We start from the raw sequence: 26,819 nt of genomic DNA on the forward strand, positions 1-26,819 counted from the left end.
AACTACACAGTCAGTGCCAGTATCAGTGATGCAGCAGGTAATAACAGCAGTGCCAGTGACAGTGGTGAAGTCGACACTATAGCGCCAGACATTCGTGTGATCCCTTCATTTTTACTGGGTAATTTGGTTGGCTTGTCTGGGACTTCAGACTTACCAGAAGGAAGTGTGATCACGATCACTGAGCACCTTGTCGGTGGATTAATTGGATTAACATACACTGCCATTACAGATGCGAATGGAGATTGGACTTTAGCGAATATTACTGTACCACTGCTTAATTTAGCTTATGTAACAGCAAGTGGAACAGATGCAGCAGGTAACACTGCAACGGTGAGCACCCTTGATTTTGATAATGTAGCACCTGAACTAACAGTGTCTGTTGCCGCACTTACTAATGACACAACACCAACTATCTCGGGTACAACGGATATGGGTCAAGGAACGGTTATTAATGTGACTGTTCAAGACGCTAATGGAGATTCGCAAAGCTTTACTGCAACTGTGCAAAGCGATCAAACTTGGTCTGTTGATGTACCAGCAGAACTTGCTGATGGCACATTCACAGTAACAGCATCGGTTCGAGACCAGGTGGGTAATTTAACAACTGAACAAACAACAGGTGTACTGGATAGTATAGCACCAACTTTAAGCGTAAATGCTATTGGTGGCACAGCTGAAGCTCGACCAACTATCTCGGGTAGTAGTAATGAGATAGGTGGTTCAGTGGTTGTTGAAATAGCGGGTCAAACTCTGACTACGACGGTTGATACAGATGGCACATGGCAGCTTGAAGTACCTGTCGACATCGTTGATGGTAGTTACACGATTACGGCTAGCATAACGGATGATGCAAACAACACGCAAACTGCAACAGCATCAATAACAGTTGATACAGTTACGCCTGTTGTATTGCTTGACGTATTGGGAATTGGAAACTCAAGTTTGCCAGTTATTTCAGGTACATCAACAGAATCGCCGGGAACTCAAGTATCTGTCACGATTACAGACAGCAATAGTGATACCCAAACACTGACTGCGACAGTGTTGGGAGATGGAACATGGCAAGTTACACCAGCCGCGTTACCTGATGGAAACTATACTGTAACAGCGTCAATAACGGATGTTGCGGGTAATATTGGCAGTGATACTGAATCTGGTTCTATAGATACACTTGCTCCTTCGCTCACTATTAATAGCTTAGGAACGACAAATGATTCTACACCTACAATTAGCGGTACAAGTAATGAACCTGCAGGTAGCATAGTCTCTTTGAGTGTTTCTAACGGTGGGAATATTTATTCATTATCAGCTACAGTGCAAATTGATGGTACTTGGTCAGTTGATGTTGTTACACCACTTGACGATGGTTCAGTTACTATTACTGCAAGCATCACTGATGCTGCAAATAACACGACGACTGCCACAGACAATGCAACATTAGACACTAATGCACCAACAGTATCTATTGGCACGTTGGCAATTACAAATGATACAACCCCCATCATCTCAGGTACCAGTGATGCAGTAGACGGCACACAAGTTACAATAAATGTTGAAGATGCACTTGGAAATACACAAACAATAACTACAACGGTAACGGGTGGTATTTGGAGTGTTGAGCTTGCTACTGTACTCAGTGAAGGACAATACACGGTAGATGCAAGTGTAACTGAAAATGGTTTAACTGGAACAGCATCAAAGGTTGGTGAGATAGATCTCACGGCGCCATCAATCTTGGTTAATGCACCAGCAATTACAAATGATACTACACCGACAATTAGTGGTACCAGTGATGCACCTCAGGGCACCGTTGTCACGTTAGTTGTGTCTGATAGTTTAGGTAATGATGTTACTGCTTCTGCTATTGTTAATGCATCAGGTAATTGGTCTGTGGCATTACCTTCCTCAATAGCTGAAGGAGCATACACGGTTGAAGCCAGTATCTCTGATGCTGCAGGTAATAGCGCAACCACTTCGGTGTCTGGCATTATAGATATCACTGCGCCTGATGTTGTTATAGACACGATTGCTGTTGCAACCGATTTAACACCGCTCGCTTCTGGCAGTGCAACAGGAGCAGTCGCTGGTAATCGAGTGGTTGTCACCTTCGTTGATGCAGCAGGTGTTAGTCATAGTGTTGAAACAACGCTTGATTCAAGCCTTAACTGGCAAGTTGAAGCAACCCAAGCGCTTGCCGAAGGACAGTATACGGTAACCGCTGTTGTGACTGATACTGCTGGGAATGATGGTTCAGTAAGTACAACGTCTGCGGTTGATACTACGGCACCGATTGTGAGCATTGATCAAAGCAGTTTAATACTCACAAACGACTCAACCCCTGTTATCAGCGGCACATCTGATGCTGCAAATAGTACAGTAGTAATTGTGTTCACTGCCGCAGGCGGTTTACAACATACAGTTACTACCACAACCGATGCGAGTGGCAATTGGCAAGTTGAAGCAGGTCAAGCGTTAGCTGATGGAGTGTACTCGGTCACTGCAAGCATCACAGATACCGCAGGTAATACAGGAACTGATAGTAAAACGGGCGGAGAAGTTGACACTGTAGCTCCAGAGTTATCAATCACGCCGTCATTCTTATTAGGTAACTTGGTATCGCTTTCTGGTACTTCAGATTTGCCTGAAGGAAGTGTTATTACCATTACAAACTACCTAATTGGAGGTGGCATAGGAGTTCCTTACACAGCCACCGTTGACGCTAATGGTGATTGGCAAGTGCTTAATTTGTCAGTCTCTTTATTAACTCTCGCATATGTTGAGGCCTCTGCGACAGATGCTGCAGGTAATACAACCACTATATCGAGTATTGATTATAGTAATGACCCTAGCTTAGATGCTTTTGATGTTACTAACTATAATCCAGGTATATTAGGTTTACTCTTACCTTTCGCCGAAGGCACTGCTGAGCCGGGAACTGAGGTTTATGCTATTGGCTCTAACTTAATCGGCCTTAATTTACTCAATATTATCGACGCTTCAGTTCTTAGTTCTTCGCCAAGCACCACAACTGATAGCGACGGTGACTGGAGCATAGGGCTTTCTTTTCTTGATTTAGGGAATGAATATTACTTTGCTATTGTTGATACTGAAACTGGTGAGTATATCGTCAAGAACACCTCTAACGATTTAGTCGGTACAGGTGTGATTGAATCAGAGCCTGATAGCGGCATCATATCTCTTGGGGCAGAACCTGTTTTAGCAGGCTTAGATAACTCTGAAGAGCCACCAGAAAATGAAAATTCAACTTCAGGCGCTGAGCAGCTCGGTGAAAGTATTGATTTAAGCGTGATATTAGCTAAAGCGGATACAGAACCGACATTGCACTCTAACTCTGCTCCGCTTGAAGTAACAATCGATGATGTTTTAAGTGACTCAGAACAAAGTGAGGTACTGGCATTGAATATCGATAGCGAACAGCAAAGTTTAGCTTTTGATCCTAATGACTCAATAAGTTCACAACCTGCAAGTGATATTCAGAGTGAATCAGAGGACATGATTAAGAAACTAATCGAAGATGGAAATAAATCTGTAGATATTTAATCAATAAAAGAAAAGCGCTGAAATGCGCTTTTCTTACAGTACCTTGCTTAATTGAGTGATATTGCGTATTACTTTTAGCTCATTTAACTCTGCAAACATTAAAAAACGCGATAACTAACTTAGTTATCGCGTTTTTTTAAAAGAATAATATTGGGGTTTAGGCTTTCAAGTTGTGGACGATTTTTTTATCGCCTTGAATTACGCTGCCGCCTTGGTCGTAGGTCATCGATGAAGGCGCACCGATTAGAATATCTTTAAGTTGTTTAACACTTAACTGTGCTTGGTGAGCCGCATGGGCGTTTACATCGTTTTTCTTTTTGCAGTTTGCTAGGAGAGTGTTAACTTGCTTAATAAGTGCACTCACGTCATCATCTTGCGATTCGTTGTGCGCGACAAGCTTTTGCACTTCTTTATCTATGGTTTGGATTTGTTGGAGCAAAGAAATTTTTTGTTGGGCAATACTCTTTAATCCTTCGCCACGTTTTGCAGCAATGGCTGTCAATTCATCATCTAAAAGTGCAGCAATAGACTCCAAGCACGAAACTTGCTGTGTTAGTTTGCTGGCTATTAAATGATTATGATCAGCCATAGACATCAAACTCGAATGCAGCGATGTTCTTTGCTAGCTTTTCAGCATCAATTTGGTATTTACCTTCGCTGATCGCTTTTTTCAGCTCAGCCACTTTATTGCTATCAAAACCAGAAGACTGCTCTGCTTTTTCTTGCAGTGATTTAAGCTGCTTTGCCTGAGGTGTTAAACTGACAGAATCTGCACTTGCTTTAGGTGCGGCTGATTTAGCAGCAGCTGCATTAGCATTATCTTTTTGTAAATCAAGCTTTTTTTGCTTGGTATTTGTCAACACAGAAGGCTGTTGTTGACCATTATTGACATTGCTTACCATAATTTTTGACCTATACATTACCCAACTTATGCCTTTATATCGGCGGGCACAGCGGATACTTTAGCATAAATAGTTAAAATTAAATATTTACCTGTACAGACTCGACTCCATCCACACGCGCATTTAATACTTTACCTGATTTTTTATTTTTTACACGTACTAATTCGTCTAACGTGCCATCTTCTAGCGCAATTCCGGTGGTTTTGATCCTTAAGCCCCGTAACGAAGCATAGATAGTTACGTTATCGCCTTTGCAAACCATGCAAACTTGGCTCATAACAATAGGTGTACCACCGCGTAAATTTCGCTTACTGCGACTGCCAATAAGTATAGACTCATCTTGTACGTATTGCGTTCTAACAAATTGCTTAGGTTTCATTTCTAGGCGTAAATGTTCGGCACGAATAACTTCACCTCGAGTAAGACTCGTTGTAACAACAACGACTGGCTCAAGTTCTATAATTCTAACGTGAACGTATTGGGTCCAACTATTTATGTCTTGGCACTTAAGTTGTACCGTGACCTGCCGATTAAAAGGAGGCTCTGTTGGTAACTCTTTGTTTAATGGCGACTCACATAACCTATCAGGAATGCGACTATCCAGAGGCAAAGCGCTTATCTGTGGTGTTGTGTTCAAGTCAGGCATGTGTTCACTCACAAAATCAACAGCGATCTGTTGAAGTTGCTCGTTGTTATAGACTTCTGCTTGTAGTTGTGTTGCAAACAACAGGCTAGAAAGAAAATAAAAAACACTGTATCTTCGGCTTTTTTTTAACAAACTCATATTGTTTCGACTATGCTTATTGTTGAAAACAAGGTATAAATATTTTGCGTCAAAAAACAGACGCTTCGTAACCTTATGTAGCTTTAACACAAAGAAGGCAATTATTGTTCCAGCTCTGATTGTTTATCTTTAGGAGATTGAAATGGCAGGCATTTTAGACTCAGTTAACCAGCGAACTCAGTTGGTTGGGCAAAACCGCCTTGAATTACTATTATTCAAACTCAGAGGGCGTCAGCGCTTTGGTATTAACGTGTTTAAAGTAAGAGAGGTTTTGCAATGCCCGCCACTTACGAACATGCCAAAATCAAATGCCTATATTCGCGGTGTTGCGCATATTCGTGGACAAACTATTTCTGTTATTGACTTATCAATGGCTGTCGGTGGTCCTGCAATTGAAAACATAAAAGACAGCTTTATCATCATTGCCGAATACAACCGTTCAGTACAAGGGTTTTTGGTTGGTGGTGTAGAACGTATCGTAAATATGAACTGGGAAAAAATAATGCCACCACCTTCGGGAGCTGGACGTTATTCTTACCTAACAGCAGTCACAGAAATAGAAAACGAACTGGTTGAGATTTTGGATGTTGAAAAGATCCTAAATGAAATCTGCCCAGTGAACACTGAAGTTAGCGCAGATGTTGTTGGTGAAGGTGAGTTCCAGAAAGATTTAGGTGAAAGAATCGTCTTTATTGCTGATGACTCTGCTGTCGCGAGAAATCAAGTAAAACGAGCGCTTGAGCCACTTGGTGTACAAACTGAGCTTGCTAAAAATGGCAAAGAGGCCTTACTAAGACTAAGAGAAATAGCTCAACTTGATTGCCAGAACGATATTACTGAGCGAGTTGGCTTATTAATTTCAGATGTTGAAATGCCAGAAATGGATGGCTATACCTTAACCGCCGAGATAAAGGCCGATCCAAAATTATCACCTTTGCATGTGATCTTACATACTTCTTTAAGTGGTGTATTCAACCAAGCAATGATTGAGAAAGTGGGAGCTGACGATTTTATTGCTAAATTTAACCCAGATGAACTAGCGACTGCTGTAAAAAAATGGGTTCATTGTGATTAATAGTTTATAGGTGGTATTACTTTGGAAAATAAGCATTTACAACAAAGCGAATACGATCAATTTCGCTCTTTTTTAGAGCAACAATGCGGCATTGTGCTTGGCGATAATAAACTTTATTTAGTTAAAAGCCGTCTCGCTCCACTTATGGCGCGTTTTAATGTCGAGTCTTTATCGCAGTTGGTAAGTAAAACACTGAGTCCTCATGAGAGGCAGCTTCGTGCCGCTGTGGTTGATGCAATGACAACCAATGAAACGCTTTGGTTTCGTGACCAGTATCCGTTTGAGTTATTGAAAACGAAATTATTTCCTGAGCTTAAAGATGTGCGTAGACCATTAAAAATATGGTCAGCGGCAAGTTCATCAGGACAAGAGCCGTATTCAATTGCCATGTCGGTTGCCGAGTTTCAGTCAAAAAACCCAGGTGTATTAAAGATGGGGGCGCAAATAATCGGCACTGATATCTCTAATACCATGCTTGATATGTGCAAAAACGCTGAGTATGACTCGCTAGCGCTTGCGCGTGGTTTGTCGATGGAACGCCGTCAAAAGTTCTTTAAAGACAGCGGCAATGGAATGGCTCAAGTCATTGACCCTATACGTAAAATGGTCAGCTTTAGACACCTTAACTTACTGGATTCATACGCTTTAATGGGCAAGTTTGACATTATATTTTGCCGTAACGTGCTCATTTACTTCTCACCAGAGGTAAAAGCTAAAATTATCTCGCAATTTGCTCAAGCCCTAAACCCTAAAGGTTACCTCTTTTTAGGTGCGTCAGAATCAATGGCGGGCTTAAGTGATAGCTTTGAGATGGTTCGTTGTAATCCAGGCATCATCTACCAGAAAAAGTAAACCTTTCTTAGCAACCTAGCTCTTAGGTTGCTAAATTTATCTATTATTCAATATCTTACGAAAATAAAATGTCCCTTTCATTATTGGCCTAGCTTTTGCATTAATCACTCTGGAGTCAATTTTTTGGAGATGGTTATGGCTATCAGTTTTGATAAAGCATTTGGTGTTCACCCCCATGCAATGTTGATCCGTTCACAACGCGCTGAGTTATTAGCGACCAATATCGCTAATGCTGATACGCCGGGCTATAAAGCGAAAGACATTGATTTTGCCTCGGCATTAAAAGCGGCAAAAAGCAACCAACAAGGCGGCAATAGCATGGTAAGAACCGATGCTAAACATATTGCCGGAGGCAGTCGTTTTGTTGGCGGTGCAGAAATGTTTCGTACGCCAAATCAATCAGATACAGGCGATGGTAACTCTGTAGATATACAAGTGGAACGAAACTTGTATGTACAGAACTCATTAGAGTATCAGGCAAGCCTGCAATTTATGAGTAGTAAAATTAAAGGCCTTAAAAAAGCCCTCGGTAGTCAAGGAGCTTAATCATGAGTTTATATAATGTTTTTGATATTTCAGGCACGGGTATGAGTGCACAAAATGTGCGCTTAAATACCACAGCGAGTAATATTTCGAATGCAAACACGATTAGCTCTAGCCAAGACCAGACATACCGAGCGCGCCATCCTGTTTTTGCTGCAGAGTTGACCAAAGCGTCAGCATCGCAAAGCAATCCTCAGGGCTCTTCTGTAGGCGTTAAAGTTTTAGGTATTGTAGAGAGCGATAAGCCGCTACAAATTGAATATAACCCGAATCACCCAAGTGCGGATGAAAATGGTTATATCTACAAACCTAACGTTAATGTTGTAGAAGAAATGGCAAATATGATTTCTGCCTCTCGCTCTTACCAAACAAATGTGCAAGTTGCTGATGCAGCTAAGCAAATGTTAAGTAAAACACTGTTGTTAGGACAACGGTAATCGAGGATAAGTTATGAGTAACGACATCAGCTCTGCATCATCATCCTATATGGATAGCTTGCGTTGGAATCAAAGCAATACGCAAACAACTGAGGAAGACAACAACACACTTTCTCAGGAAGATTTCTTTTCGTTGTTAACACAGCAGTTGTCGTTCCAGGATCCGAGTAACCCTGCTGATAACGATCAAATGATCGCGCAGATGACGAACTTTACTATGGCTGAAGGTATTTCAAACTTAAACGAGAAGTTTGACTCACTGACTGCATCAATGACATCAAATTCTGCGTTACAGGCTTCCACTTTGGTTGGTAAGCAAGCGTTATTAGAGTCTGACACCATTGACTTTGACGGTGAAAACCTTTCTAAAGGGTCGGTGGTTGCTGAGACAGCCGTTGAATCTTTAACGCTAAGAATAACAGATTCTTCAGGTCAGTTAGTACGAACCATTGAACTAGGTTCTCAGTCTGCGGGCGCACTGCGTTTTGAGTGGGATGGTAAAGATAACGATGGCAATGTGCTCCCTGAAGGCGAGTATGACATCAGTGCTGAAGGCTTTGTAAATGGAGACTACAGCAGTATGCCTATGGCGACCTTTAAGAATATTGAAAGTGTCAATATTAATGGCGCAAGCGGCATTATCGTAAATACAAAAGAGGGTGCGGTTAGGCTAACTGATATAGCTGAAATCGCATAAGTATAAAAGGTTTGGGTTAGCTTAGGCTAAGAGATAGGTTAGAGGTGAGTTATGAGCTTCAATATTGCATTAACAGGCTTAGCAGCCGCACAAAAAGATTTAGACGTAACAGCAAATAATATTGCTAACGTTAACACTACGGGCTTTAAAGAGTCTCGTGCAGAGTTCGCTGATGTATACGCATCATCAGTATTTAGTTCTGGTAAAACAAAAAATGGTGACGGTGTAAGGACAACAATGGTGGCACAACAATTCCACCAAGGTTCACTCTCTTTCACAAATAACTCACTTGATTTAGCAATTACTGGTGAAGGTTATTTCGCAATGGCGAATGACTTAGGTGCACAAGACTTTACTTACACGCGTGCTGGTGCGTTCAAACTTAATAAAGATAACTTTATTGTGGATGCGAGCGGTAATTACTTACAAGGTTTCCCTGTTGATGAAGCAACCGGTGACACAACCTCTGTAAGCTTAAGTACATCTTCTGCGCTACAAATTCCAGATGCATCAGGTTCACCACGTGCAACCACGAATGTCTATTCGTCATTTAACCTTGATTCACGTGCCTCTGCGCCAACTGTGACACCATTCGATCCAGAAACAAGTGCAACTTATAACAGCTCTACATCGACAACGGTGTATGACTCATTAGGTGAACCGCATATTCTACAGTTCTTCTTTGTGAAAACTGATTCTACAGTGACTGGTAATGAAAATGAGTGGGAAGTATACGCTACATTAGATGAAAAGCCATTTGATGCAACAGGTGTTGAGCAAACCACAACACCTTATACACCATTATCAACTTTTCAGTTTGATGCCAGTGGCTTACCACAAAGTACAGATGGTACAGCGAATACTGATACAACATTTAATCCATTAACGTTACCGAGTGGTTTAGGTGCTGCGACAGGCCTTTCTGATTTACTTTCGAATGGTGCAAGTTTCCCTGATGATGTGACTATTAACTGGCGTGATGAAGCGGCAACAGCAAATAAAGTTCCAACTCAATACGCAAGTAACTTTGAAGTAAAAGCATTAGAGCAAGATGGTGCGACTGTAGGTCGTCTATCAGGAATTGATATCGGTTCTGACGGTAAAATTGTTGCGTCATACAGTAATGGAGATACGTCGTTCCTAGGTCAAGTTGCTATGGTGCGCTTCTCTAATTCTCAGGGCTTGCAACAAGTTGGTGATACATCTTGGAAGAAGAGTTTAACGTCAGGTGAGCCGATTGCGGGTGAACCAGGTTCAGGTACTCTAGGTTCAATTAACTCATCAGCGCTTGAGCAATCAAACGTTAACTTAACCAATGAACTTGTTGACTTAATTAGTGCTCAGCGTAACTTCCAAGCAAATTCACGTGCGCTTGAGGTTAACTCAACACTACAACAAAACATCCTACAGATCCGTTAATCTTAACGGTTCTAAGCTTAATCCGACACGAAGGCTGCTTCCTCTATTGGCAGCCTTTTTTCATTCTTACTATTCATTTTTCTCTTCTATTTTAGCGTCAATTTTACTTTGGCACTTTTATTGCATTTCCTAATTATCGTATTTTTAGTGAGTCAATGTTATGGACAAAATGGTCTACATTGCCATGTCGGGTGCTAAGCAAAGTTTGCGAGGTCTTGAGCTCAAGGCCAACAATCTTGCTAATGCTAACACCACTGGCTTTAAAGCTGATTTTGCACAAGCTCGCTCTATGCAAGCCTTTGGTGAAGGTCTGCCATCTAGGGTGTTTGCAATGCAAGAACGCCCAGGATCTAATATGGAATCGGGTGGTTTTGTTGAAACTGGCCGTGAGCTTGATATCGCGATGAGCGACCGTGGTTGGTTGAGCGTACAAGATGCATCCGGCAATGAGGCGTACACTAAAACTGGCACCTTAAACATTACTCCAGATGGCGCATTGATCACGAGCCATGGCCGTCAAGTAATTGGCGAAGGTGGTCCAATCATTTTGCCATTGCCTATTGAAAAAGTTGAGTTTAGTGAAGATGGCGCTATTCAGGTTCGCCCGCAAGGTGCGCCTGCTAACTTTTTGGAAGTGGTTGATCGCTTAAAAGTGATTGAGGCTGATAACACTCAGCTTGAAAAAGGCAATGACGGTTTATTTCGACCAAAAGAAGACATGTTGGTCAATGACCTTTGTGGTTTTTGTGACATTTCACCAAACGTAAAAGTACTGTCGGGAACGCTTGAAATGTCGAACGTAAACCCAGTGCATGAAATGGTCGATATGATCAGCAATCAACGCCAATTTGAATTACAAGTTAAATTGATGAAAACAGCCGAAGAGCTCGATGAGCGTCAAGATCAGCTGTTACGCATTGTTTAAGATGACTGAGAGGGTAGAGTTATGAATCCTGCATTATGGATCAGTAAAACCGGGCTTGACGCCCAGCAAACCGATATTTCGGTGATCTCAAATAATCTCGCGAATGCCAGCACGGTAGGCTACAAAAAAAGCCGCGCCGTATTTGAAGATTTACTATATCAAAACATTAACCAGCCAGGTGGCCGCTCGTCGCAAGACACTGAAATGCCGTCAGGCTTAATGCTTGGTGCCGGTGCCAAAGTGGTTGCTAACCAAAAGAACTTTTCACAAGGTAATATGCTTACCACTGAAAATTCATTGGACTGGATGATCTCAGGCCCAGGTTTTTTTGAAGTGCAATTACCAGATGGCAATATTGCCTATTCACGTAATGGTCAATTCACGACTGACGAAGATGGTCGCATTGTAACTTCCGGCGCGGGTTTTCCATTACAGCCAGAAATGAACGTACCAGACGATGCACAATCAATTACTGTTTCACAAGACGGTGAAGTATCAGTGCGTATTTCAGGTCAAGCAGAGAACGTGGTCATCGGTCAGCTCACCATTAGTGATTTTATTAATCCATCGGGTCTTGAGCCTATGGGGCAAAACTTATACACAGAAACCGCTGTGAGTGGCGCACCTGTGCAAGGTAATCCTGGTATCGACGGTTTAGGCACTGTGGTTCAAGGTTCCCTTGAAACCTCTAACGTGAATGTAACGGAAGAGCTTGTTAACTTGATTGAAACGCAACGAATTTATGAAATGAATTCAAAAGTGATTTCAGCGGTTGATGAAATGCTTAGTTACATCAATCAGCAACTTTAATGGGTAGGAGGCAGCATGCGTAATATTATCTTAGTCACATCAGCAGCATTGATGCTGGGTGGTTGTATGACAACGCAAAATCATCATGTGGTTCAGGATGACCCTTACTATGCGCCTATGTATCCGGAACCAAGTACTGAACAAGTGGTACCAACAGGTTCGTTGTTTGATAGTTATTCGGCAAATGACTTGTACTCAGATAAAAAGGCATTACGCGCCGGCGATATCATCACTGTTAAATTGCAAGAGTCTACCCAAGCAACTAAAGCGGCAAAAACTGAAACCGACAAAGAAACAGATGCTAGTTTAGACCCTGTTATTGGGCTTGGCGGAAACCCGGTTAACATTGGTGGCGACAGCATTCAGTTTGGTATTGGCTCAGGGGCATCGTTTAAAGGCGATTCAAAGTCTAACCAATCAAATAGCTTATTTGGTGATATTTCTGTCAATGTGATGCGTGTTTTACCGAATGGGAACTTGGTTATTCGTGGTGAAAAATGGCTCACTTTGAATACTGGTGAAGAATTTATTCGCCTAGAAGGTTTAGTTCGTCCTGAAGATGTGCAAGCAGATAACACAGTAACTTCCAATCGTATTGCTAATGCGCGAATTCAATACTCAGGTAAAGGGCAAATTCAAGAAACGCAAAGTGCAGGTTGGCTGTCTCGTTTCTTTAGTAGTTCGCTTTTCCCATTTTAGAGGAATAAAGTCATGAATGGGTTTAAATACATCATCGCTCTTTGCTTAATTAGCCTGCAGTTTTCTGCACAGGCTGAGCGAGTCAAAGATGTATCTATGGTTGAGGGCGTACGCTCTAACCAATTAGTGGGTTATGGATTGGTTGTTGGTTTGCCTGGCACAGGCGAACAAAGCCGATTTACTCAACAAAGCTTTAAAGCCATGTTAAATGGTTTTGGTATCACCTTACCAGATAGCTTAAAACCTAAGATTAAAAATGTTGCCGCTGTGGCTGTGCATGCAGAGTTACCGGCATTTAGAAAACCGGGTCAAACCATTGATATTACGGTTTCGTCTATTGGTAGTGCGGGTAGTTTACGTGGTGGTACCTTATTACAAACCTTTTTAAAAGGGGTTGATGGCAATACCTATGCGATTGCACAAGGTAGCTTAGTTGTTGGTGGTCTAGGTGCGGAAGGGGCTGATGGTAGCCGTGTAATTATTAACACACCCACAGTGGGTCGTATTCCAAACGGTGCCATTGTAGAGCGTGCTATTAAGAGCCCGTTTATGCAAGGTGACTACATTACCTTTAATTTAAATCGCCCAGATTTCACAACAGCAAAGCGCCTAGAGCAAACGATTAATGATTTGGTGGGGCCTGACAGTGCTCAGGCAATTGATGCAGCGTCAGTGCGAGTGTTAGCACCGCGAGATGCATCTCAACGTGTTGCGTATTTATCTACCCTTGAAAACTTAGAGTTTAAGCCTGCAGACACAGCAGCAAAAATTATTGTTAACTCCCGCACAGGTACAATTGTGATTGGCAAAAACGTGAAGCTACAGCCTGCGGCAATAACTCATGGTGGTTTAACGGTTACGATTGCTGAGCAGCAAAATGTGTCACAGCCAAACGCTTTAAGTGATGGTGAAACTACCGTTACCAATCAAAGTATTATTGATGTGAACGAAGATGATTCACGTGCTTTTGTATTTAATCCAGGTGTTAATCTTGATGATCTCGTACGCGCAATCAATGAGGTGGGGGCCGCACCGGGTGATTTAATGGCAATCCTTGAAGCTTTAAAAGAAGCGGGGGCGATAAACGGGCAACTGGTTATCATTTAAATTAAAACGCGCTGTCGAGCGCGTTTTTTGTTTTAGTCATTCTTAAATCGTTCAGCATATAAACATCAGTCAAAATCTTGGCCCTGAAGTTACTCCATTCCTGTATCAGTTATTAGCCATTCATTTATAAAGTTTTTTATTGGCGCAATTTTTGCATTTTAATTTTCATTATTAACTATTGTGTCAAAAAGCTGATGGATACTAATCATCTCGACAAGCAAAACTTTTTTGATTTAGGCAACTTAGACTCGCTACGTCAAAGTGCTCTAAAAAGTGATGCCTCTAGCGATGCGTCAAAAGAGGCGCTGAAAAAAGCGGCGGCACAATTTGAATCTATCTTCACTCAAATGCTGCTGAAAAGCATGCGTAAAGCAAATGAAGCGTTTGAAGATAAAGATAGCCCATTTAATTCAAGCGGCGTTAAGTTTTTTGAAGAGATGCATGACCAACAGTTATCGGTTGAGCTTTCATCAAACGGCTCGCTGGGTCTAGCTGACTTAATTGTTCAACAACTCTCGCCAGATGGTAAACAGTTTACTCCAGGTTCTGTGCTTAGAACGACGGCTGAGTTCGACAGTGATAAGCGCGCAACCGGTGCAACGAGCGACAGTCACAAGATTAAAGCTGAGCCAAACGCTGTTGCAGATACCGCTGCGAACGAGCAAACAGAAAACCGCTTTGAAGATGCTGAGTCTTTCATTAGCTCTGTTTGGGAGCACGCTAAAAATGCGGCTGAGAAAATTGGCTTAAATCCAGCTGTGATGGTTGCTCAAGCAGCACTTGAAACGGGCTGGGGTAAACACATCATCAGTAAAGCTGATGGCACAAGTAGTAACAACTTATTCAATATTAAATCGGATAGGAGCTGGCAAGGTGATAAAGCGAGTAAAGTCACGCTTGAGTTTGAACAAGGTGTGCCAGTTAAAAAGCAAGCAAGTTTTCGCTCTTATCAATCGATTAAAGACAGTGTGAACGACTTTGTGGATTTCTTAAATGAAAATCCACGTTATCAAGAAGCACTTAATAATACCGCAGAGCCTGCAGCCTTTTTAGATTCGTTACAAAAAGCAGGCTATGCAACTGATCCAAATTATGCCGATAAAATTAAGCAGGTATTGAAGCGCGTTGAGCTTCAAAGCGTCGCTGCTTCATTGGTACGTTAAGGAGTAGACCCTCATGTCATTTAGCTTATATGACATAGCAAATGCCGGTGTAAGAGCTAACTCTGAGCTTTTACAAACCACCAGTAAAAACATCGCCAACGTTAATACCGAGGGCTATGTGCGTGAGCGTACTGAGTTCACAACCATGATCGATAACCAAGTCGGTCGTGGTGAAACGTATCGCTTACTGAATGAATTTGCACAAAAGCAATTAAATAGAGATACCTCAAATAAAGCATTCTTTGATCAGTTTGTAACTGAAGCAAGCCGAGTAGATAGCTTGTTTTCTGAAGAGTCAAACAGCTTATCAACCAGTATCAACTCGTTTTTTAACAACGTACAAGAAAGCTTAAATCAACCGTCATCAACAGTAGCTCGTTCACTGGTAATGACGGATGCACAAAACTTAATTGATCAAATGGACAGATTGTCGAGCATTGTGGTTGACCAAAAAGCCGTGGTAAATGAGCAGCTAGAAATCTTCTCTGATGAAGCAAATAACTTCATTCAAAGCATCAGTGAACTAAATACCAAGATTGCATCTGTTCATGGCACTGATCGTGAGTCATCGTCGAGTGGTTTGTATAACGAACGTGATAAAGCAATTCGTGACTTATCTGAGCTGATTGATATTGAAACACTCGATGGCAACAACGGCGAAAAACAAGTTTATTTAGGCTCCGGTCAAGCACTTGTCATGCAAAGCGGCACATTTAACCTGTTTTCATTCAGTGGCGACCCTGATCCGAACTTTAAAGAATTAAAACTTGATGTAAACGGTGGCAAAGCCGTGCCGCTTGAAGTTGATGTGAGTAAATTGAAAGGCAAAATTGGTGGCTTACTGGCATTTCGTGACGATATTTTAGTGCCTGCTCAAAACCAACTTGGTCAAATGGGTTTAGCGTTAGCTGATGCCTTTAACCAACAAAATAGCTTAGGTATGGACGCTAATGGTGAAATTGGCGGCGATATTTTTGCTATTCCAACGGTTGATGCGTTCGGTTATCAAGCTAATACGGGCACATCAACAATGACGGCAACCCTTGAACCTGGCAAAGGCAGCGAATTGCCAGCAAGTGATTTTATTGTGACCTATACAAGCGCAACCACTGTTGAGATTCAGGCAATCGATAATAAAGGTGAACCCATTGGCACCGCATCTACAGCGAATGTGACTGCCGGTGTGATTGACTCATCAACTATTACGGGTGGTGAAGCGTTTGGTTTACAACTCAACGTATCAGGTGCTGCCAATACTGGTGACCAATTTATGGTGAAGCTAAATTCACAAGCTGCAACGACCCTCGAGCTTGCAACTGAACGCCCTGAAGATTTAGCGTTAGCATCACCTATTCGAACTGCTACTGATATTAATAACACCAGTGATGCAAGTATTTCTGCTGGTACAGTTTCAGATATTGATAACTCAACGGGTATTACCGTGGGGCCACCTCCTAGCTTGGCGAATGGCGATATCACACTCGTGAAAACGGCGAATGCTAACGAATATCAAATTACGGATGGGAACGGTACATCGACCTTTACTATTACACCACCTGCTGAAAATATTCTTGCCCAAGCTGGCGCGCCTTATGATACCTATGGGTTTGACTTTAACATTGAAGGATCACCTGCAACAGGTGACACCTTCACAGTAGAGTTTAACACTGGTGGTTTTGATGATAACCGTAATGGTTTGCTATTGGCCGATTTACAAAATGGTGAGCTAGTGCGTCAAAATGTTGAAGCAAGTAGTACTGCTGATAATCATAAAACGTTTAATCAAGCCTATTCAGGCATTGTCACTGATATTGGTGTAGTGACTAGTCAAGCCCAAACGAATGGTGCGGCCTTTACAGCATTGGCTGATCAGTCTGAAGCTTGGTATGAATCACTATCAGGTGTAAACCTTGATGAAGAAGCGGCAAACTTACTGCGCTTTCAACAATCGTATGCAGCATCAGCACAGGTCCTTTCAACAGCACGTACTATTTTTGACACCTTATTAAGTGCGGCGAGGTAATTATGCGTATTTCAAATAACATGATGTATAAGAATAACCTTAATTCTATTCTTAACTCACAACAAAATGTAAACAAAGCGCAAGAGCAGGTTAATACCCAAAAGCGTGTATTAACTGCTGCTGACGATCCTTCCGCAACGGCTCGCGCACTACTTTATACAGATCGCATTCAGGGTAATGAGCAGTTCACAAAAAACATTACTATGCTGAATAGCCGCCTAACAACAGAAGAAAGTGTGCTGCAAAATATTAAAGGTGCGCTTGAGTCTGCTTATACTTTATCTATTCAAGCTGGTAATGGTGCGTATAGTGATATCGACCGTGAAGGTATTGCTGAAGAAGTTAAAGCATTGCAAAGTACGGTACTTGATTTGATGAATGCAAAGACCGAAGACGGTAAATTTATCTTTTCAGGTTACCAAGATAATACTCCGTCTTACACCTTTAATAATACTTCTGGTCGCTATGAATATGGTGGCGATCAGGGGCAACACAAAATCAAAGTAGCTGAAGGTGTAGAAATTAAATCAAGTGACAATGGTTTTGATACGTTCGAAAAAGTAAATGCTCGACTAAATGTGGCCTCAAACGATGGCACTGTGTCAGGCGGTATCTCAAGCTCAAAAATTTATGTTACTGAGCAAGCTGATTTCGATAAGTTTCATCAGGCAAATTACAACGCTGATCCTGCCGCAGCCGCAAATGCTAATACACTAAGCTTTATTACTACCACAGGCACACCTAATACATTTGTTGTGCAGCAAGCGGGTGTAACGATTGATAGTGGCAGCTTTGAAGGCGGCAAAATTGAATATCAAGGTATGGAAATTTCTGTTTCGCCTGTTGCAAACGGCCAAGTTGATGTTGACCTTGAAGCACCACAAAAAGAGAATGCGTTAAATACTTTGGATGACCTGATAGCAGGACTAACCAATCCTGATTTAACCCAGGAAGAGTTTGATCAAGTTTTAGCAGATGCCATTGTACAACTCGATAATGCTAAAAATCAGGTTTCACTTGTACAGGCAGGTTTGGGTGGTCGCTTAAATACAGCCAAGAAAATTGAACAATCAAACGGTGACTTAGATACTAGCAATAAAGCTGCAAAAGCTGAGCTTGTTGAGCTTGATATGGCTGAAGCGATTACTGAACTTACCAAACAAGAAACATCACTGCAAGCTGCACAGGCAACATTTGGCCGTTTGGCTAACCTTTCTTTATTTGATTACTTATAATTTTTATAGGTTAAGCTCATTTTATGAGCTTAACCTATAAAACCTTCCTTAAGATTCACACTTTAAAAGTGCTTTTAGTGCTTTCTTTTTAGTATTTATATCTTTAGTAAAACATCGTGATAGCGGCTTTCAAGGTAACCAGCAGCCATGTTTAGCTAAAGTTTTAAAATATTTTTCCTTTAAATACAGCGCATTAAATAAAAAATGAAAAATTGTTTAAAAATTCACTAAAGGATTTTTTTACCGGACCGATAACTTAATTAACCAAGCAACGTAGCAAATAACCGCTACGGCTTAATTAGAGTAAGTTTGAGAGTAAATGATAAGTTTACTTCGGGAGAAATATCATGGCACTTTATGTAAATACAAATGTTAGTTCATTAAACGCTCAAAGACAATTAATGAATTCTGGTAACTCACTTGACACTTCATTCAAGCGTTTATCATCAGGTTTTCGTATCAACAGCGCAGCTGACGATGCGGCTGGTCTACAAATTTCAGACCGTTTAACATCACAAATTAACGGCCTTAACCAAGGTAACCGTAACGCAAATGATGGTATCTCTTTAGCACAAACAGCTGAGGGTGCTCTTGATGAAGTAACATCAATGTTCCAGCGTATTCGTACGCTTGCACAACAAGCTGCAAATGGTTCAAACACTGATGAAGACCGTTTAGCACTACAAGAAGAGATCCGTTCTTTAGCATCAGAAGTAAATCGTGTGGCTGAAGATACTACTTTTGGTGGTCAAAACCTGCTTGATGGTTCTTATTCTGCAAGTTTTCAAGTCGGTGCTGATGCAGTTCAAACAATTAGCTTCAGCATGAAAAATGTTGGTGGTACAGCAAATTCACTAACTGCTAACGGTGGTTTTACAATGTCAGGTATTGCCGGTGTAGCTTCTGGAGTTACAGGAAAAGGTATGTCCACTCTTGCTGCAGGAATTAGTGATGTAGGTACAGGTTTGACTGCTGCAACTGTTGGCTTCTCAGCTTTTGGTGCAACAACAATCAGCGTGTCTTCTCAGGTTAATGCACAACAAATCTTGGCTGGTATGGATGCAATGATTGCGGTAGTTGATAAAAAGCGTGCAGAGCTAGGTGCGGTTCAAAATCGTTTCCAATCAACGATTCGTAACCAAGCTAATATCTCTGAAAACTTAAGTGCAGCTCAGTCTCGTATTAAAGATACCGACTTTGCGACAGAGACAGCTAACTTAACTAAGATGCAAATCTTACAACAAGCTAGCCAAACAATCTTAAGCCAAGCGAATCAACGTCCTCAAGCAGCATTAAGCTTACTAGGTTAATAGTTTGAGTTAAAGTGAAGTCAAAACTTTGACTTAAAAGAAAAGCGCCTTTGTCTAATGGGGTATTAACAAAGGCGCTAGATTAGGATTATAAAGCGGAGGCGCTCAAAATCCTGACAGTAGTGTTCTAACATTTGTAAGAACATAAAATATAAAGCACAAATTATGCCATAATTTGTGTCAATTGAACCCACTCTTAAACTTATCTCTTAAAAAGGCTCCAGATGGAGCCTTTTTCATTATTTTTTCGAATAGTTGGCCTACTAATTGCTCTTATCTTTTCAAGTTAACTAATTAATCCGCAAAGTGGCAGTTTTTTGCCCCAGGCTACTCAGGTTTGCCGCTGTAACAAGTCACTTTGTCAAATTCACTTTTAAAGTGACTTAACTTTGACAGAAAAGAAGAGAGTTTATTATGGCTTTATATGTAAATACTAATGTTAGTGCATTAAACGCACAAAGACAGTTGGATAGAACAGGTACAGATCTTGATACCTCTTTTAAACGTCTTTCATCAGGTCTTCGCATTAACAGTGCGGCTGATGATGCTGCTGGTTTGCAAATCTCTGACCGCTTACAGTCACAAATTCTAGGTTTGAATCAAGGTAACCGTAACGCGAACGATGGTATTTCACTTGCGCAAACTGCTGAAGGGGCATTAGAGGAAATTACTTCAAGCTTTCAGCGAATTAGGACTCTTGCACAACAAGCAGCAAACGGTTCAAATACGGATGAAGATAGGCTTGCTCTTCAAGAAGAAATTCGTCAGTTATCTGCTGAAGTAAATCGTATTGCTGCAGACACTACTTTCGGTGGTCAAAACCTTCTTGATGGTAGTTACTCAGCTAGTTTTCAAGTTGGTGCTGATGCCGTTCAGACTATCGGTTTTAGTATGAAAAATGTTGGAAGTACTGCTAATTCACTAACTGGAAATAGTGGTTTTACTATGTCGGGTATAGCTGGTATTGCTTCAGGCGTTAGCGGAAAAGGAATGTCTACATTAGTTGCAGGTATTAGTGATATAGGCACGGGATTAACTGCAGCTACAGCAGGTTTTAGTAATATTACTGCAAGTGGAATAAGTGTATCTTCTCAAGTAAATGCTCAGCAAGTGCTCGCAGCTATGGATTCTATGATTGCTGTGGTAGATAAAAAACGTGCTGAATTGGGTGCTGTACAAAACCGCTTTCAATCGACTATTCGAAACCAAGCGAATATTTCTGAGAATTTAAGTGCTGCAAAATCACGAATTAAAGATGCTGATTTCGCGGCTGAAACGGCGAATTTGACAAAAAATCAAATTCTTCAACAAGCAAGCCAAACAATTTTAGGCCAAGCAAATCAAAGACCTCAAGCTGCTTTGAGTTTGTTACAAGGTTAAAATTTAAAAAAGAGTTAAAAAATTTACAAATAAAGCTAAAGCTTTCGCTTTATCAGACGATAACTGATTTAGAGAACTATCAATCTAGGACTCTATGTCGGTTAAATAGCAGGGTAGGGGTATCCCGCTGTTTAGCTATTAAAAGATAAAGCGGAGGCTAACATGGCTATCTATGTAAATACTAATGTGAGTTCTTTGAACGCACAGCGTCAGTTAATGAAATCTGGCAACTCCCTAGACACTTCATTCCAACGACTATCATCAGGCTTACGTATTAATAGTGCGAAAGACGATGCAGCGGGTATGCAGATCACTAACCGTTTAACAGGACAAGTTAACGGCCTTAATCAAGGTAACCGAAATGCGAACGATGGTATTTCTCTTGCACAAACTGCTGAGGGGGCACTAGACGAAGTAACATCAATGTTCCAACGTATTCGTACGCTTGCACAACAAGCATCGAATGGTTCGAATACTGATGAAGATCGTCTTGCTCTTCAAGAAGAAATTCGTTCATTAGCTTCAGAAGTTAATCGAGTGGCTGAAGATACTACCTTCGGTGGTCAAAACCTTCTCGATGGAACTTATAATGCCAGCTTCCAAGTCGGTGCTGATGCAGTTCAAACAATTAGCTTTAGCATGAAAAATGTTGGTGGTACAGCAAATTCACTAACTGCTAATGGTGGTTTTACTATGTCGGGCATAGCCCAAGTCGCTTCAGGTGTGACAGGAAAAGGTATGTCGACACTAGCTGCAGGTATTAGTGATGTTGGTACAGGTTTAACAGCAGCAACAGTTGGCTTCTCTGCATTCGGCGCAACAACTATTAGCGTATCTTCACAAGTTAATGCGCAGCAAGTATTAGCAGGTATGGATGCAATGATCGCTGTTGTTGATAAAAAACGCGCTGAGTTAGGTGCGGTTCAAAATCGTTTCCAATCAACAATCCGAAATCAATCAAATATAGCTGAAAACTTAACTGCTGCACGTTCACGTATTCAAGATACTGATTTTGCAACAGAAACTGCTAACTTGACTAAGATGCAAATCTTACAACAAGCAAGTAGTTCTATCTTAAGTCAAGCAAATCAGCGCCCACAAGTAGCTCTTTCGTTACTAGGTTAGTCTAAGTTTTAAGTCGCTGTACAGAGGAAATTTTCAGTGCAGTGACTTATAATTTAATAGATAACATCTGGAGATAGAAATGATAGATATTAATTCCGCAGCTAGAGCTTCAGACAATGTTAATACTACAAACAGTGTTTCTGTAAAATCAGTATTAGATGAAGAGAAGCTTAATAAAGGCACAGAAATTGCAGGTAGAGAACCTGTAAATATTGATGAAGTTTCAAGTAAAAAGCGTCAAGAAAAGCAGGATATGATTGCCGAAGTAAAAGAAAATCTTGAGAAGCTTAATAAATATATACCGGTAACTGCAACGAACTTAATTTTTGAGTTTGATGAGCTAGGTGAACCACCGATCATTAAAGTTCTCGATAAAGAAAGTGAAGAGGTGATCCGTGAGATACCCACAGAAGAGTTTCGAGAAGTGGCTAAAGCTTTGGATGAATTTGCCGATAAATTAACTAATAAAGGCATGCTATTTAATCATTCAGCATAACAATGTAATATTTTCAGGAGGTTACAATGCCGTTAATTACTTCAGCTGGAATCGGCTCTGGCTTAGATCTTGAGAGCATTATCTCAGCAACCGTAAGTGCTGAAAACACTCCTAAAATGAACGCATTTGTTGCAAAAGAAGAGTCTTTACAGGTAGAGCTTTCAGCCATAGGTGAAATTAAATCTGCTCTTTCTAAATTGCAAGATACCATCGAGAAGTTAGCTGATCCAGATAACTTTAACAAAAGAATTGCAACTATCAAACAGCCTACAAGTGATGATGGAGATCTGATATCAGTAACACCAACTTCAGATATCTCTCCTGGGGACTTCAATATTGAAGTGGTTGAGCTTGCTCAGGGTAGTAGAGCTACTTCTAATGATGGCCTCTTTGCATCCACTGATGATGTGGTTACCGCATCAGGTGGTACTTTATCTTTTGCTGCTGGTGATAAGAGCTTTGACTTAACACTCGATGCAGGTGCAACTCTTGCTGAATTGCGTGATGCTATAAATGATTCAGATGATAATTTTGGCGTAACTGCCAATATTATTAACACAGGTACAGAGTCTAAGCTTGTCCTAACTTCATCTGTTACAGGTACTGGTAATGACTTAGTAATTACGAACGATACTGCTGAACTTGATAATGTTTCGACACTTGCTAACGATGGTGTTACTGCTGGTGGTATTGCGATTGGGTCAGGTGATGAAGCTAAAGACGCTTCGATAAAAGTTGATGGTATTACTATTACCAATGATACCAACACGTTTAAAGATGCTGTTCAAGACATGACCATTACAGCTAAAAGAGAAAGTGTCGATGGTGAAACTGCAAAGTTATCAGTTCAGGTTGATCGTGAAAGTGTCACCAAGCTTGTAGATGAATTTATAGCGAATTATAACAATGTAATAGGGCAGTTAGGCTTTCAATCAAGAGTGGGTAAGCCACTCAATGGTGATGCAACGATTCGCTCTTTACAGTCCCAGTTGGTCAATAATTTATCTGTCAACTTAACAGATGCGGGCCCATTTGAAAGTATCTTTGATATTGGTTTAGGTGTAAATAAAGACGGTTATTTAGAAAAATCGTCCTTAGTTCGTAGTTTGAACGAAGCTATGGATGAAAATTATGATGATATTGGCAAGGCTTTTGCAGGTGAAAACGGGTTAGCTACACAATTTGAAACTTTATTAGAAAACTATGTTGACTCTAACGGTATAATTAAACAAAGAGAAACAAACTTAAACGCTCAGTTAGATGATCTAGAGGATGATGTCGCTAATCATGAATACAGAATGACTGAGCTAGAAGCTAGGCTCCGTAAACAGTATTCTGGTCTAGATGTACTATTGGCTCAGATGCAATCAACTCAAACTTATTTGAGCGCTCAGTTATCTAGTTTACCAGGGTTCACTAAATCAAAGTCTTAGTGTAGCAACTAACATCTCCAGCAATTATTTTTAGGTGAATTATGTATAATGCGAAAGTAAAAAATTACCAGAAAGAAGCACTAAAAACGCGAGTCGCGGGTGCTGATCGTTATGAAATAATCCAAATGTTAATGGCTGGGGCATTAGAAAAAATGGTATTAGCTAAAGTTGCAATTGAGAAAAAGCATCTTGAAGCTAAAAGTGAGCATTTATCCAAGGCATCTGCGATTCTTGAAGCATTAAGAGGGTGCTTAGATTTTGAAGTTGGCGGTGAGGTTACAGAAAACCTTTATGCATTATACTCATATATGCTAGACCGCCTTCTTGATGCGAGCATTAAGAATGATCCAACCGTTATAGATGAAGTTTCGAGCTTATTAAAAGAAATCAAATCTGCATGGGATTCAATCCCAAATGATATTCGTCAGCAAACACTGAGTGAAAACGGTGTTGATGCTAATGTTGGCTGAGCGCTTAGATCAACTAGATACTTGCATCTGTTCTTTGTTAAAAAATATTGAAAATATGAATATTGACGATGCCGTTGCAAATACTAAACAGATCGAAAAATTACTGGAACAGTGTTTTGCTTCGTCTTACATGTCAAATACAGATGTTAGTCGTCTTGAATCAATTTTAAATGATTTTAATAACTTGGTGACAAAAGTCGCAGCTTTGAAGGTCGAAACAGCAAAATCTTTGGGCACACATCTCAAAACGCAAAAAAAATTAGACATTTATAAAAGTATTAAATGAGAGCCATATGACTAAAGAATCGAGCTTAGAACAGCAAATCGAGTCGCTCGCAGAAAAACTTGATAGTTCTTTGCAGCAACAGATAAATGAAGAGAAGTTTGCTGAGCAGGCTAACATTCGGTTTACTAATAATTTAACTGCTTTTGAAAAGTACTATCCTGAAATTGCTCAAGCGATTAAAAATTATAAAACTCGGGATGATTTTTGTTTACATGTAACCCAAGAACTTAAAGCAAATTTCGTTAAAAAAGGTGAGAAAGTACCTTTATATAGTGATAACCCTTACTCCCAATGCGTTGAACAAGTTGAAAGAAACCTAAATAAACCTGCTATTAGTGCGGTTAAATATGATTTCAGAAAAAAGAAGAAAGACAATCGCATTCATGTCAAATACATGAATAAAATTAGTGAATTACTAGCTAATATAAGAGAACAAAAACCTGATACATTGAAACAACTGCCAGATCGCTTCCCTAGCGCAATGATTTTTGGTATTGGTTTAGGATACCATCTTGAATATATGCTTGATAAGGTTGAGTTTGATTATATCCACATCGTGGAACCTGACTTTGAACTATTTTTTGCAAGTCTTTTTTGTATAGAGTGGGATGTAATTATTCAAAGAATAGATGATTCATTAGGTTGTTTATTTATACATCTAGGAATTAGCTATGAAAACTTCTTTGATTCACTTTACAAAGTTGTACAAGATATTGGAGCTTTTTCAATATCTAAAACCTTTTGCTATCAACACTACCCAAATAAAGAATTAAACTCATTAATTTCAAATTTCTTTAAGCAGTTTTATCAATTTCAGAATGGCTTTGGGTTTTACAATGATGCGGTTACTAGCATAGCTCACACAATTAAACATATGAATAGTAACTTGCCATTTTGGATAAGTGATAATGTTGTAGCTGATGATGTAGCTGAAATACCTGTTTTTGTCGTGGGTAATGGACCATCATTAGATAGTGCGGAAGAATTACTAAGACAAAATAAAGATAATGCAATTATTTTGGCTGCAGGAACCGCCTTAGGTTCACTGCTTAAAATGGGTATAAAGCCAGACTTTCATGTTTTAATCGAGCGTCCTAAACGTAATTATGAAATTTTGCTTGAGACTCAAAAGAAAGAAGATTATTCGGATTTAAATTTATTAACAACTAATGTTATTTACTCACATACTCCTGAGCTTTATAAATGGACAGGTCTTGCAATAAAGGGGAACGAAGCAGGTTCAGACTATTATGCTTTGGCTAGAATAGGGAATGGGTTGTTGCGTAGAGAAATAATTCCCTATTCAAACCCTTTAGTTGCAAATACAGCTTTGTCTTATGCTAGTTCATTTGGGTTCAAAAATATCTATTTAATTGGTGTGGATAATGCGATAACAGGTTCTGGGGAGCATCATTCTAAGTACTCTATTTACAATGATTCATCTTTAAAACGACAGTTTAAGCCTCTCAGCGGTTACGATCATGAAGTCGAAGGGAATCTTGGAAATATAGTTTATGCAAATAATTTCTATATGGTTTCTAAAAATCAAATGGAATTATTAATTAAACATAAACCAAACTCTAATTACTATAATGTTGGCCATGGTGCAAAACTAAAAGGAGCTTATCCACTAACAGAAGAAGAAGTCTTAATTCCTAGCCTTTCTACAGATAAAAATGAGGTTGTTGAATATATAAAAAATACTCAGTTTATCAGTGAGTCAGTAAAGGATGATGATTATCAAATGCTTGACTTAAAAGCTTTCTCTACTATTGCAAAACACATAAAAGATATATCTCAATCAAGCTTTTCGAGTCGTCAAGATTGTTTAGATATTCTTCGACGCCAATCGAGGTATGTGTATTCTTTGAGAGGGGGGCGTTATAGTTATTACTTTCAATTATTCAAAGGCTCTTTGTTATATTATCATTGCCCATTGATAACTCTTTTGTATAGCTATGAGGATGATAACTTGACACTTAATTGGTTTAAAGAGGGTCTAGACATGTGGAATGAGTATTTAGACGAAATGGAAGCTGATTTCCCTGAGAGTTATGATAAGCCATGTGACTGGGGACTGGAGTGAA

Annotated in this window: 25 protein-coding genes; 22 read left to right on the forward strand and 3 right to left on the reverse strand. The window is 40.3% G+C overall.

Annotated elements, in window-relative coordinates; genetic code table 11:
• Positions 1-3,561, forward strand: a 3,561-nt coding sequence (locus tag NO991_RS12100; RefSeq protein WP_371352059.1) for a beta strand repeat-containing protein, incomplete at its 5' end; no start/stop codon positions are given.
• Positions 3,562-3,718: 157 nt separating this feature from the next.
• Here NO991_RS12100 and flgN read toward each other — a convergent pair.
• The 3 genes from flgN to flgA all read right to left on the reverse strand — a co-directional run bounded on the left by flgN (position 3,719) and on the right by flgA (position 5,247).
• A complete protein-coding gene (gene flgN, locus NO991_RS12105; protein ID WP_371352060.1) occupies positions 3,719-4,150 on the reverse strand; it encodes a flagellar export chaperone FlgN in 432 nt (143 codons plus the stop codon).
• Positions 4,143-4,463, reverse strand: coding sequence for a flagellar biosynthesis anti-sigma factor FlgM (gene flgM / locus NO991_RS12110; protein ID WP_054553314.1), 321 nt, complete (start codon positions 4,461-4,463; stop codon positions 4,143-4,145). Before flgM ends, flgN begins: the two co-directional genes overlap by 8 nt.
• 79 nt (positions 4,464-4,542) lie before the next feature.
• Complete coding sequence (flgA, locus tag NO991_RS12115; protein WP_054553313.1) at positions 4,543-5,247, reverse strand: flagellar basal body P-ring formation chaperone FlgA; 705 nt, start codon at positions 5,245-5,247, stop codon at positions 4,543-4,545.
• 142 nt (positions 5,248-5,389) lie between these two features.
• Between flgA and NO991_RS12120 the strand changes: the two genes are divergently transcribed.
• The 21 genes from NO991_RS12120 (at position 5,390) to NO991_RS12220 (ending at position 26,818) form a co-directional block, all read left to right on the forward strand.
• Positions 5,390-6,322 carry a chemotaxis protein gene (locus NO991_RS12120; RefSeq protein WP_054553312.1) on the forward strand — a complete coding sequence of 311 codons (933 nt, stop codon included), beginning with the start codon at positions 5,390-5,392 and terminating at the stop codon, positions 6,320-6,322.
• A 21-nt stretch (positions 6,323-6,343) separates the two neighbouring features.
• Positions 6,344-7,174 (forward strand): protein-glutamate O-methyltransferase CheR, encoded by an 831-nt coding sequence (locus NO991_RS12125; protein ID WP_054553311.1) that lies wholly within the window; start codon positions 6,344-6,346, stop codon positions 7,172-7,174.
• Between the two features lie 135 nt (positions 7,175-7,309).
• The gene (gene flgB / locus NO991_RS12130) at positions 7,310-7,720 is read left to right on the forward strand and encodes a flagellar basal body rod protein FlgB (RefSeq protein ID WP_166341756.1); all 411 of its coding nucleotides are present in this window, start codon (positions 7,310-7,312) and stop codon (positions 7,718-7,720) included.
• 2 nt (positions 7,721-7,722) lie between these two features.
• A complete protein-coding gene (gene flgC, locus NO991_RS12135) occupies positions 7,723-8,154 on the forward strand; it encodes a flagellar basal body rod protein FlgC (protein ID WP_036970207.1) in 432 nt (143 codons plus the stop codon).
• Between the two features lie 13 nt (positions 8,155-8,167).
• Positions 8,168-8,851: a flagellar hook assembly protein FlgD gene (locus tag NO991_RS12140; RefSeq protein WP_371352061.1), complete on the forward strand. Its 684-nt coding sequence runs from the start codon at positions 8,168-8,170 to the stop codon at positions 8,849-8,851.
• A gap of 51 nt (positions 8,852-8,902) precedes the next feature.
• A complete protein-coding gene (gene flgE, locus NO991_RS12145; RefSeq protein ID WP_054553308.1) occupies positions 8,903-10,270 on the forward strand; it encodes a flagellar hook protein FlgE in 1,368 nt (455 codons plus the stop codon).
• Between the two features lie 160 nt (positions 10,271-10,430).
• Positions 10,431-11,195 carry a flagellar basal body rod protein FlgF gene (locus tag NO991_RS12150; RefSeq protein WP_054553307.1) on the forward strand — a complete coding sequence of 255 codons (765 nt, stop codon included), beginning with the start codon at positions 10,431-10,433 and terminating at the stop codon, positions 11,193-11,195.
• A 21-nt stretch (positions 11,196-11,216) separates the two neighbouring features.
• Positions 11,217-12,005 carry a flagellar basal-body rod protein FlgG gene (flgG, locus tag NO991_RS12155; RefSeq protein WP_054553306.1) on the forward strand — a complete coding sequence of 263 codons (789 nt, stop codon included), beginning with the start codon at positions 11,217-11,219 and terminating at the stop codon, positions 12,003-12,005.
• Positions 12,006-12,020: 15 nt separating this feature from the next.
• Entirely contained in the window at positions 12,021-12,704 is a 684-nt protein-coding gene (gene flgH, locus NO991_RS12160; protein ID WP_054553305.1) for a flagellar basal body L-ring protein FlgH, read from the forward strand.
• Between the two features lie 12 nt (positions 12,705-12,716).
• Positions 12,717-13,811 (forward strand): flagellar basal body P-ring protein FlgI, encoded by a 1,095-nt coding sequence (locus NO991_RS12165; RefSeq protein ID WP_054553304.1) that lies wholly within the window; start codon positions 12,717-12,719, stop codon positions 13,809-13,811.
• A gap of 194 nt (positions 13,812-14,005) precedes the next feature.
• The gene (flgJ, locus tag NO991_RS12170) at positions 14,006-14,974 is read left to right on the forward strand and encodes a flagellar assembly peptidoglycan hydrolase FlgJ (protein ID WP_054553303.1); all 969 of its coding nucleotides are present in this window, start codon (positions 14,006-14,008) and stop codon (positions 14,972-14,974) included.
• 13 nt (positions 14,975-14,987) lie between these two features.
• On the forward strand, positions 14,988-16,997 hold the full coding sequence (gene flgK, locus NO991_RS12175; protein ID WP_371352062.1) for a flagellar hook-associated protein FlgK: 2,010 nt from the start codon (positions 14,988-14,990) through the stop codon (positions 16,995-16,997).
• A 2-nt stretch (positions 16,998-16,999) separates the two neighbouring features.
• On the forward strand, positions 17,000-18,232 hold the full coding sequence (gene flgL / locus NO991_RS12180; protein WP_300583707.1) for a flagellar hook-associated protein FlgL: 1,233 nt from the start codon (positions 17,000-17,002) through the stop codon (positions 18,230-18,232).
• A 347-nt stretch (positions 18,233-18,579) separates the two neighbouring features.
• Positions 18,580-19,542, forward strand: a complete 963-nt coding sequence (locus NO991_RS12185) for a flagellin (RefSeq protein ID WP_138619201.1) — start codon at positions 18,580-18,582, stop codon at positions 19,540-19,542.
• A gap of 414 nt (positions 19,543-19,956) precedes the next feature.
• The gene (locus NO991_RS12190; protein ID WP_138619199.1) at positions 19,957-20,922 is read left to right on the forward strand and encodes a flagellin; all 966 of its coding nucleotides are present in this window, start codon (positions 19,957-19,959) and stop codon (positions 20,920-20,922) included.
• Between the two features lie 162 nt (positions 20,923-21,084).
• Positions 21,085-22,047 carry a flagellin gene (locus tag NO991_RS12195; protein ID WP_138619197.1) on the forward strand — a complete coding sequence of 321 codons (963 nt, stop codon included), beginning with the start codon at positions 21,085-21,087 and terminating at the stop codon, positions 22,045-22,047.
• A 79-nt stretch (positions 22,048-22,126) separates the two neighbouring features.
• Positions 22,127-22,543, forward strand: a complete 417-nt coding sequence (locus tag NO991_RS12200) for a flagellar protein FlaG (protein WP_138619195.1) — start codon at positions 22,127-22,129, stop codon at positions 22,541-22,543.
• Between the two features lie 26 nt (positions 22,544-22,569).
• Entirely contained in the window at positions 22,570-23,976 is a 1,407-nt protein-coding gene (fliD, locus tag NO991_RS12205; protein ID WP_138619193.1) for a flagellar filament capping protein FliD, read from the forward strand.
• Positions 23,977-24,017: 41 nt separating this feature from the next.
• On the forward strand, positions 24,018-24,446 hold the full coding sequence (fliS, locus tag NO991_RS12210; RefSeq protein ID WP_138619191.1) for a flagellar export chaperone FliS: 429 nt from the start codon (positions 24,018-24,020) through the stop codon (positions 24,444-24,446).
• Positions 24,436-24,732 (forward strand): hypothetical protein, encoded by a 297-nt coding sequence (locus NO991_RS12215; protein WP_171043852.1) that lies wholly within the window; start codon positions 24,436-24,438, stop codon positions 24,730-24,732. Before fliS ends, NO991_RS12215 begins: the two co-directional genes overlap by 11 nt.
• A gap of 7 nt (positions 24,733-24,739) precedes the next feature.
• A complete protein-coding gene (locus NO991_RS12220) occupies positions 24,740-26,818 on the forward strand; it encodes a 6-hydroxymethylpterin diphosphokinase MptE-like protein (RefSeq protein WP_138619187.1) in 2,079 nt (692 codons plus the stop codon).
• The last annotated feature ends 1 nt before the right edge of the window (position 26,819 follow it).

Source organism: Pseudoalteromonas sp. DY56-GL22 (genome assembly GCF_041414715.1).
Lineage (GTDB): Bacteria > Pseudomonadota > Gammaproteobacteria > Enterobacterales > Alteromonadaceae > Pseudoalteromonas > Pseudoalteromonas simplex.

Coding starts and splice junctions, on each gene's coding strand:
- fliD (WP_138619193.1), top strand. CDS start 22,570: ATGCCGTTAATTACTTCAGCTGGAATCGGCTCTGGCTTAGATCTTGAG.
- flgC (WP_036970207.1), top strand. CDS start 7,723: ATGAGTTTATATAATGTTTTTGATATTTCAGGCACGGGTATGAGTGCA.
- NO991_RS12220 (WP_138619187.1), top strand. CDS start 24,740: ATGACTAAAGAATCGAGCTTAGAACAGCAAATCGAGTCGCTCGCAGAA.
- NO991_RS12140 (WP_371352061.1), top strand. CDS start 8,168: ATGAGTAACGACATCAGCTCTGCATCATCATCCTATATGGATAGCTTG.
- NO991_RS12185 (WP_138619201.1), top strand. CDS start 18,580: ATGGCACTTTATGTAAATACAAATGTTAGTTCATTAAACGCTCAAAGA.
- NO991_RS12120 (WP_054553312.1), top strand. CDS start 5,390: ATGGCAGGCATTTTAGACTCAGTTAACCAGCGAACTCAGTTGGTTGGG.
- NO991_RS12150 (WP_054553307.1), top strand. CDS start 10,431: ATGGACAAAATGGTCTACATTGCCATGTCGGGTGCTAAGCAAAGTTTG.
- NO991_RS12200 (WP_138619195.1), top strand. CDS start 22,127: ATGATAGATATTAATTCCGCAGCTAGAGCTTCAGACAATGTTAATACT.
- flgG (WP_054553306.1), top strand. CDS start 11,217: ATGAATCCTGCATTATGGATCAGTAAAACCGGGCTTGACGCCCAGCAA.
- fliS (WP_138619191.1), top strand. CDS start 24,018: ATGTATAATGCGAAAGTAAAAAATTACCAGAAAGAAGCACTAAAAACG.
- NO991_RS12190 (WP_138619199.1), top strand. CDS start 19,957: ATGGCTTTATATGTAAATACTAATGTTAGTGCATTAAACGCACAAAGA.
- flgL (WP_300583707.1), top strand. CDS start 17,000: ATGCGTATTTCAAATAACATGATGTATAAGAATAACCTTAATTCTATT.
- flgE (WP_054553308.1), top strand. CDS start 8,903: ATGAGCTTCAATATTGCATTAACAGGCTTAGCAGCCGCACAAAAAGAT.
- flgH (WP_054553305.1), top strand. CDS start 12,021: ATGCGTAATATTATCTTAGTCACATCAGCAGCATTGATGCTGGGTGGT.
- flgA (WP_054553313.1), bottom strand. CDS start 5,247: ATGAGTTTGTTAAAAAAAAGCCGAAGATACAGTGTTTTTTATTTTCTT.
- flgN (WP_371352060.1), bottom strand. CDS start 4,150: ATGGCTGATCATAATCATTTAATAGCCAGCAAACTAACACAGCAAGTT.
- NO991_RS12165 (WP_054553304.1), top strand. CDS start 12,717: ATGAATGGGTTTAAATACATCATCGCTCTTTGCTTAATTAGCCTGCAG.
- flgK (WP_371352062.1), top strand. CDS start 14,988: ATGTCATTTAGCTTATATGACATAGCAAATGCCGGTGTAAGAGCTAAC.
- flgJ (WP_054553303.1), top strand. CDS start 14,006: ATGGATACTAATCATCTCGACAAGCAAAACTTTTTTGATTTAGGCAAC.
- NO991_RS12215 (WP_171043852.1), top strand. CDS start 24,436: ATGTTGGCTGAGCGCTTAGATCAACTAGATACTTGCATCTGTTCTTTG.
- NO991_RS12195 (WP_138619197.1), top strand. CDS start 21,085: ATGGCTATCTATGTAAATACTAATGTGAGTTCTTTGAACGCACAGCGT.
- flgM (WP_054553314.1), bottom strand. CDS start 4,463: ATGGTAAGCAATGTCAATAATGGTCAACAACAGCCTTCTGTGTTGACA.
- flgB (WP_166341756.1), top strand. CDS start 7,310: ATGGCTATCAGTTTTGATAAAGCATTTGGTGTTCACCCCCATGCAATG.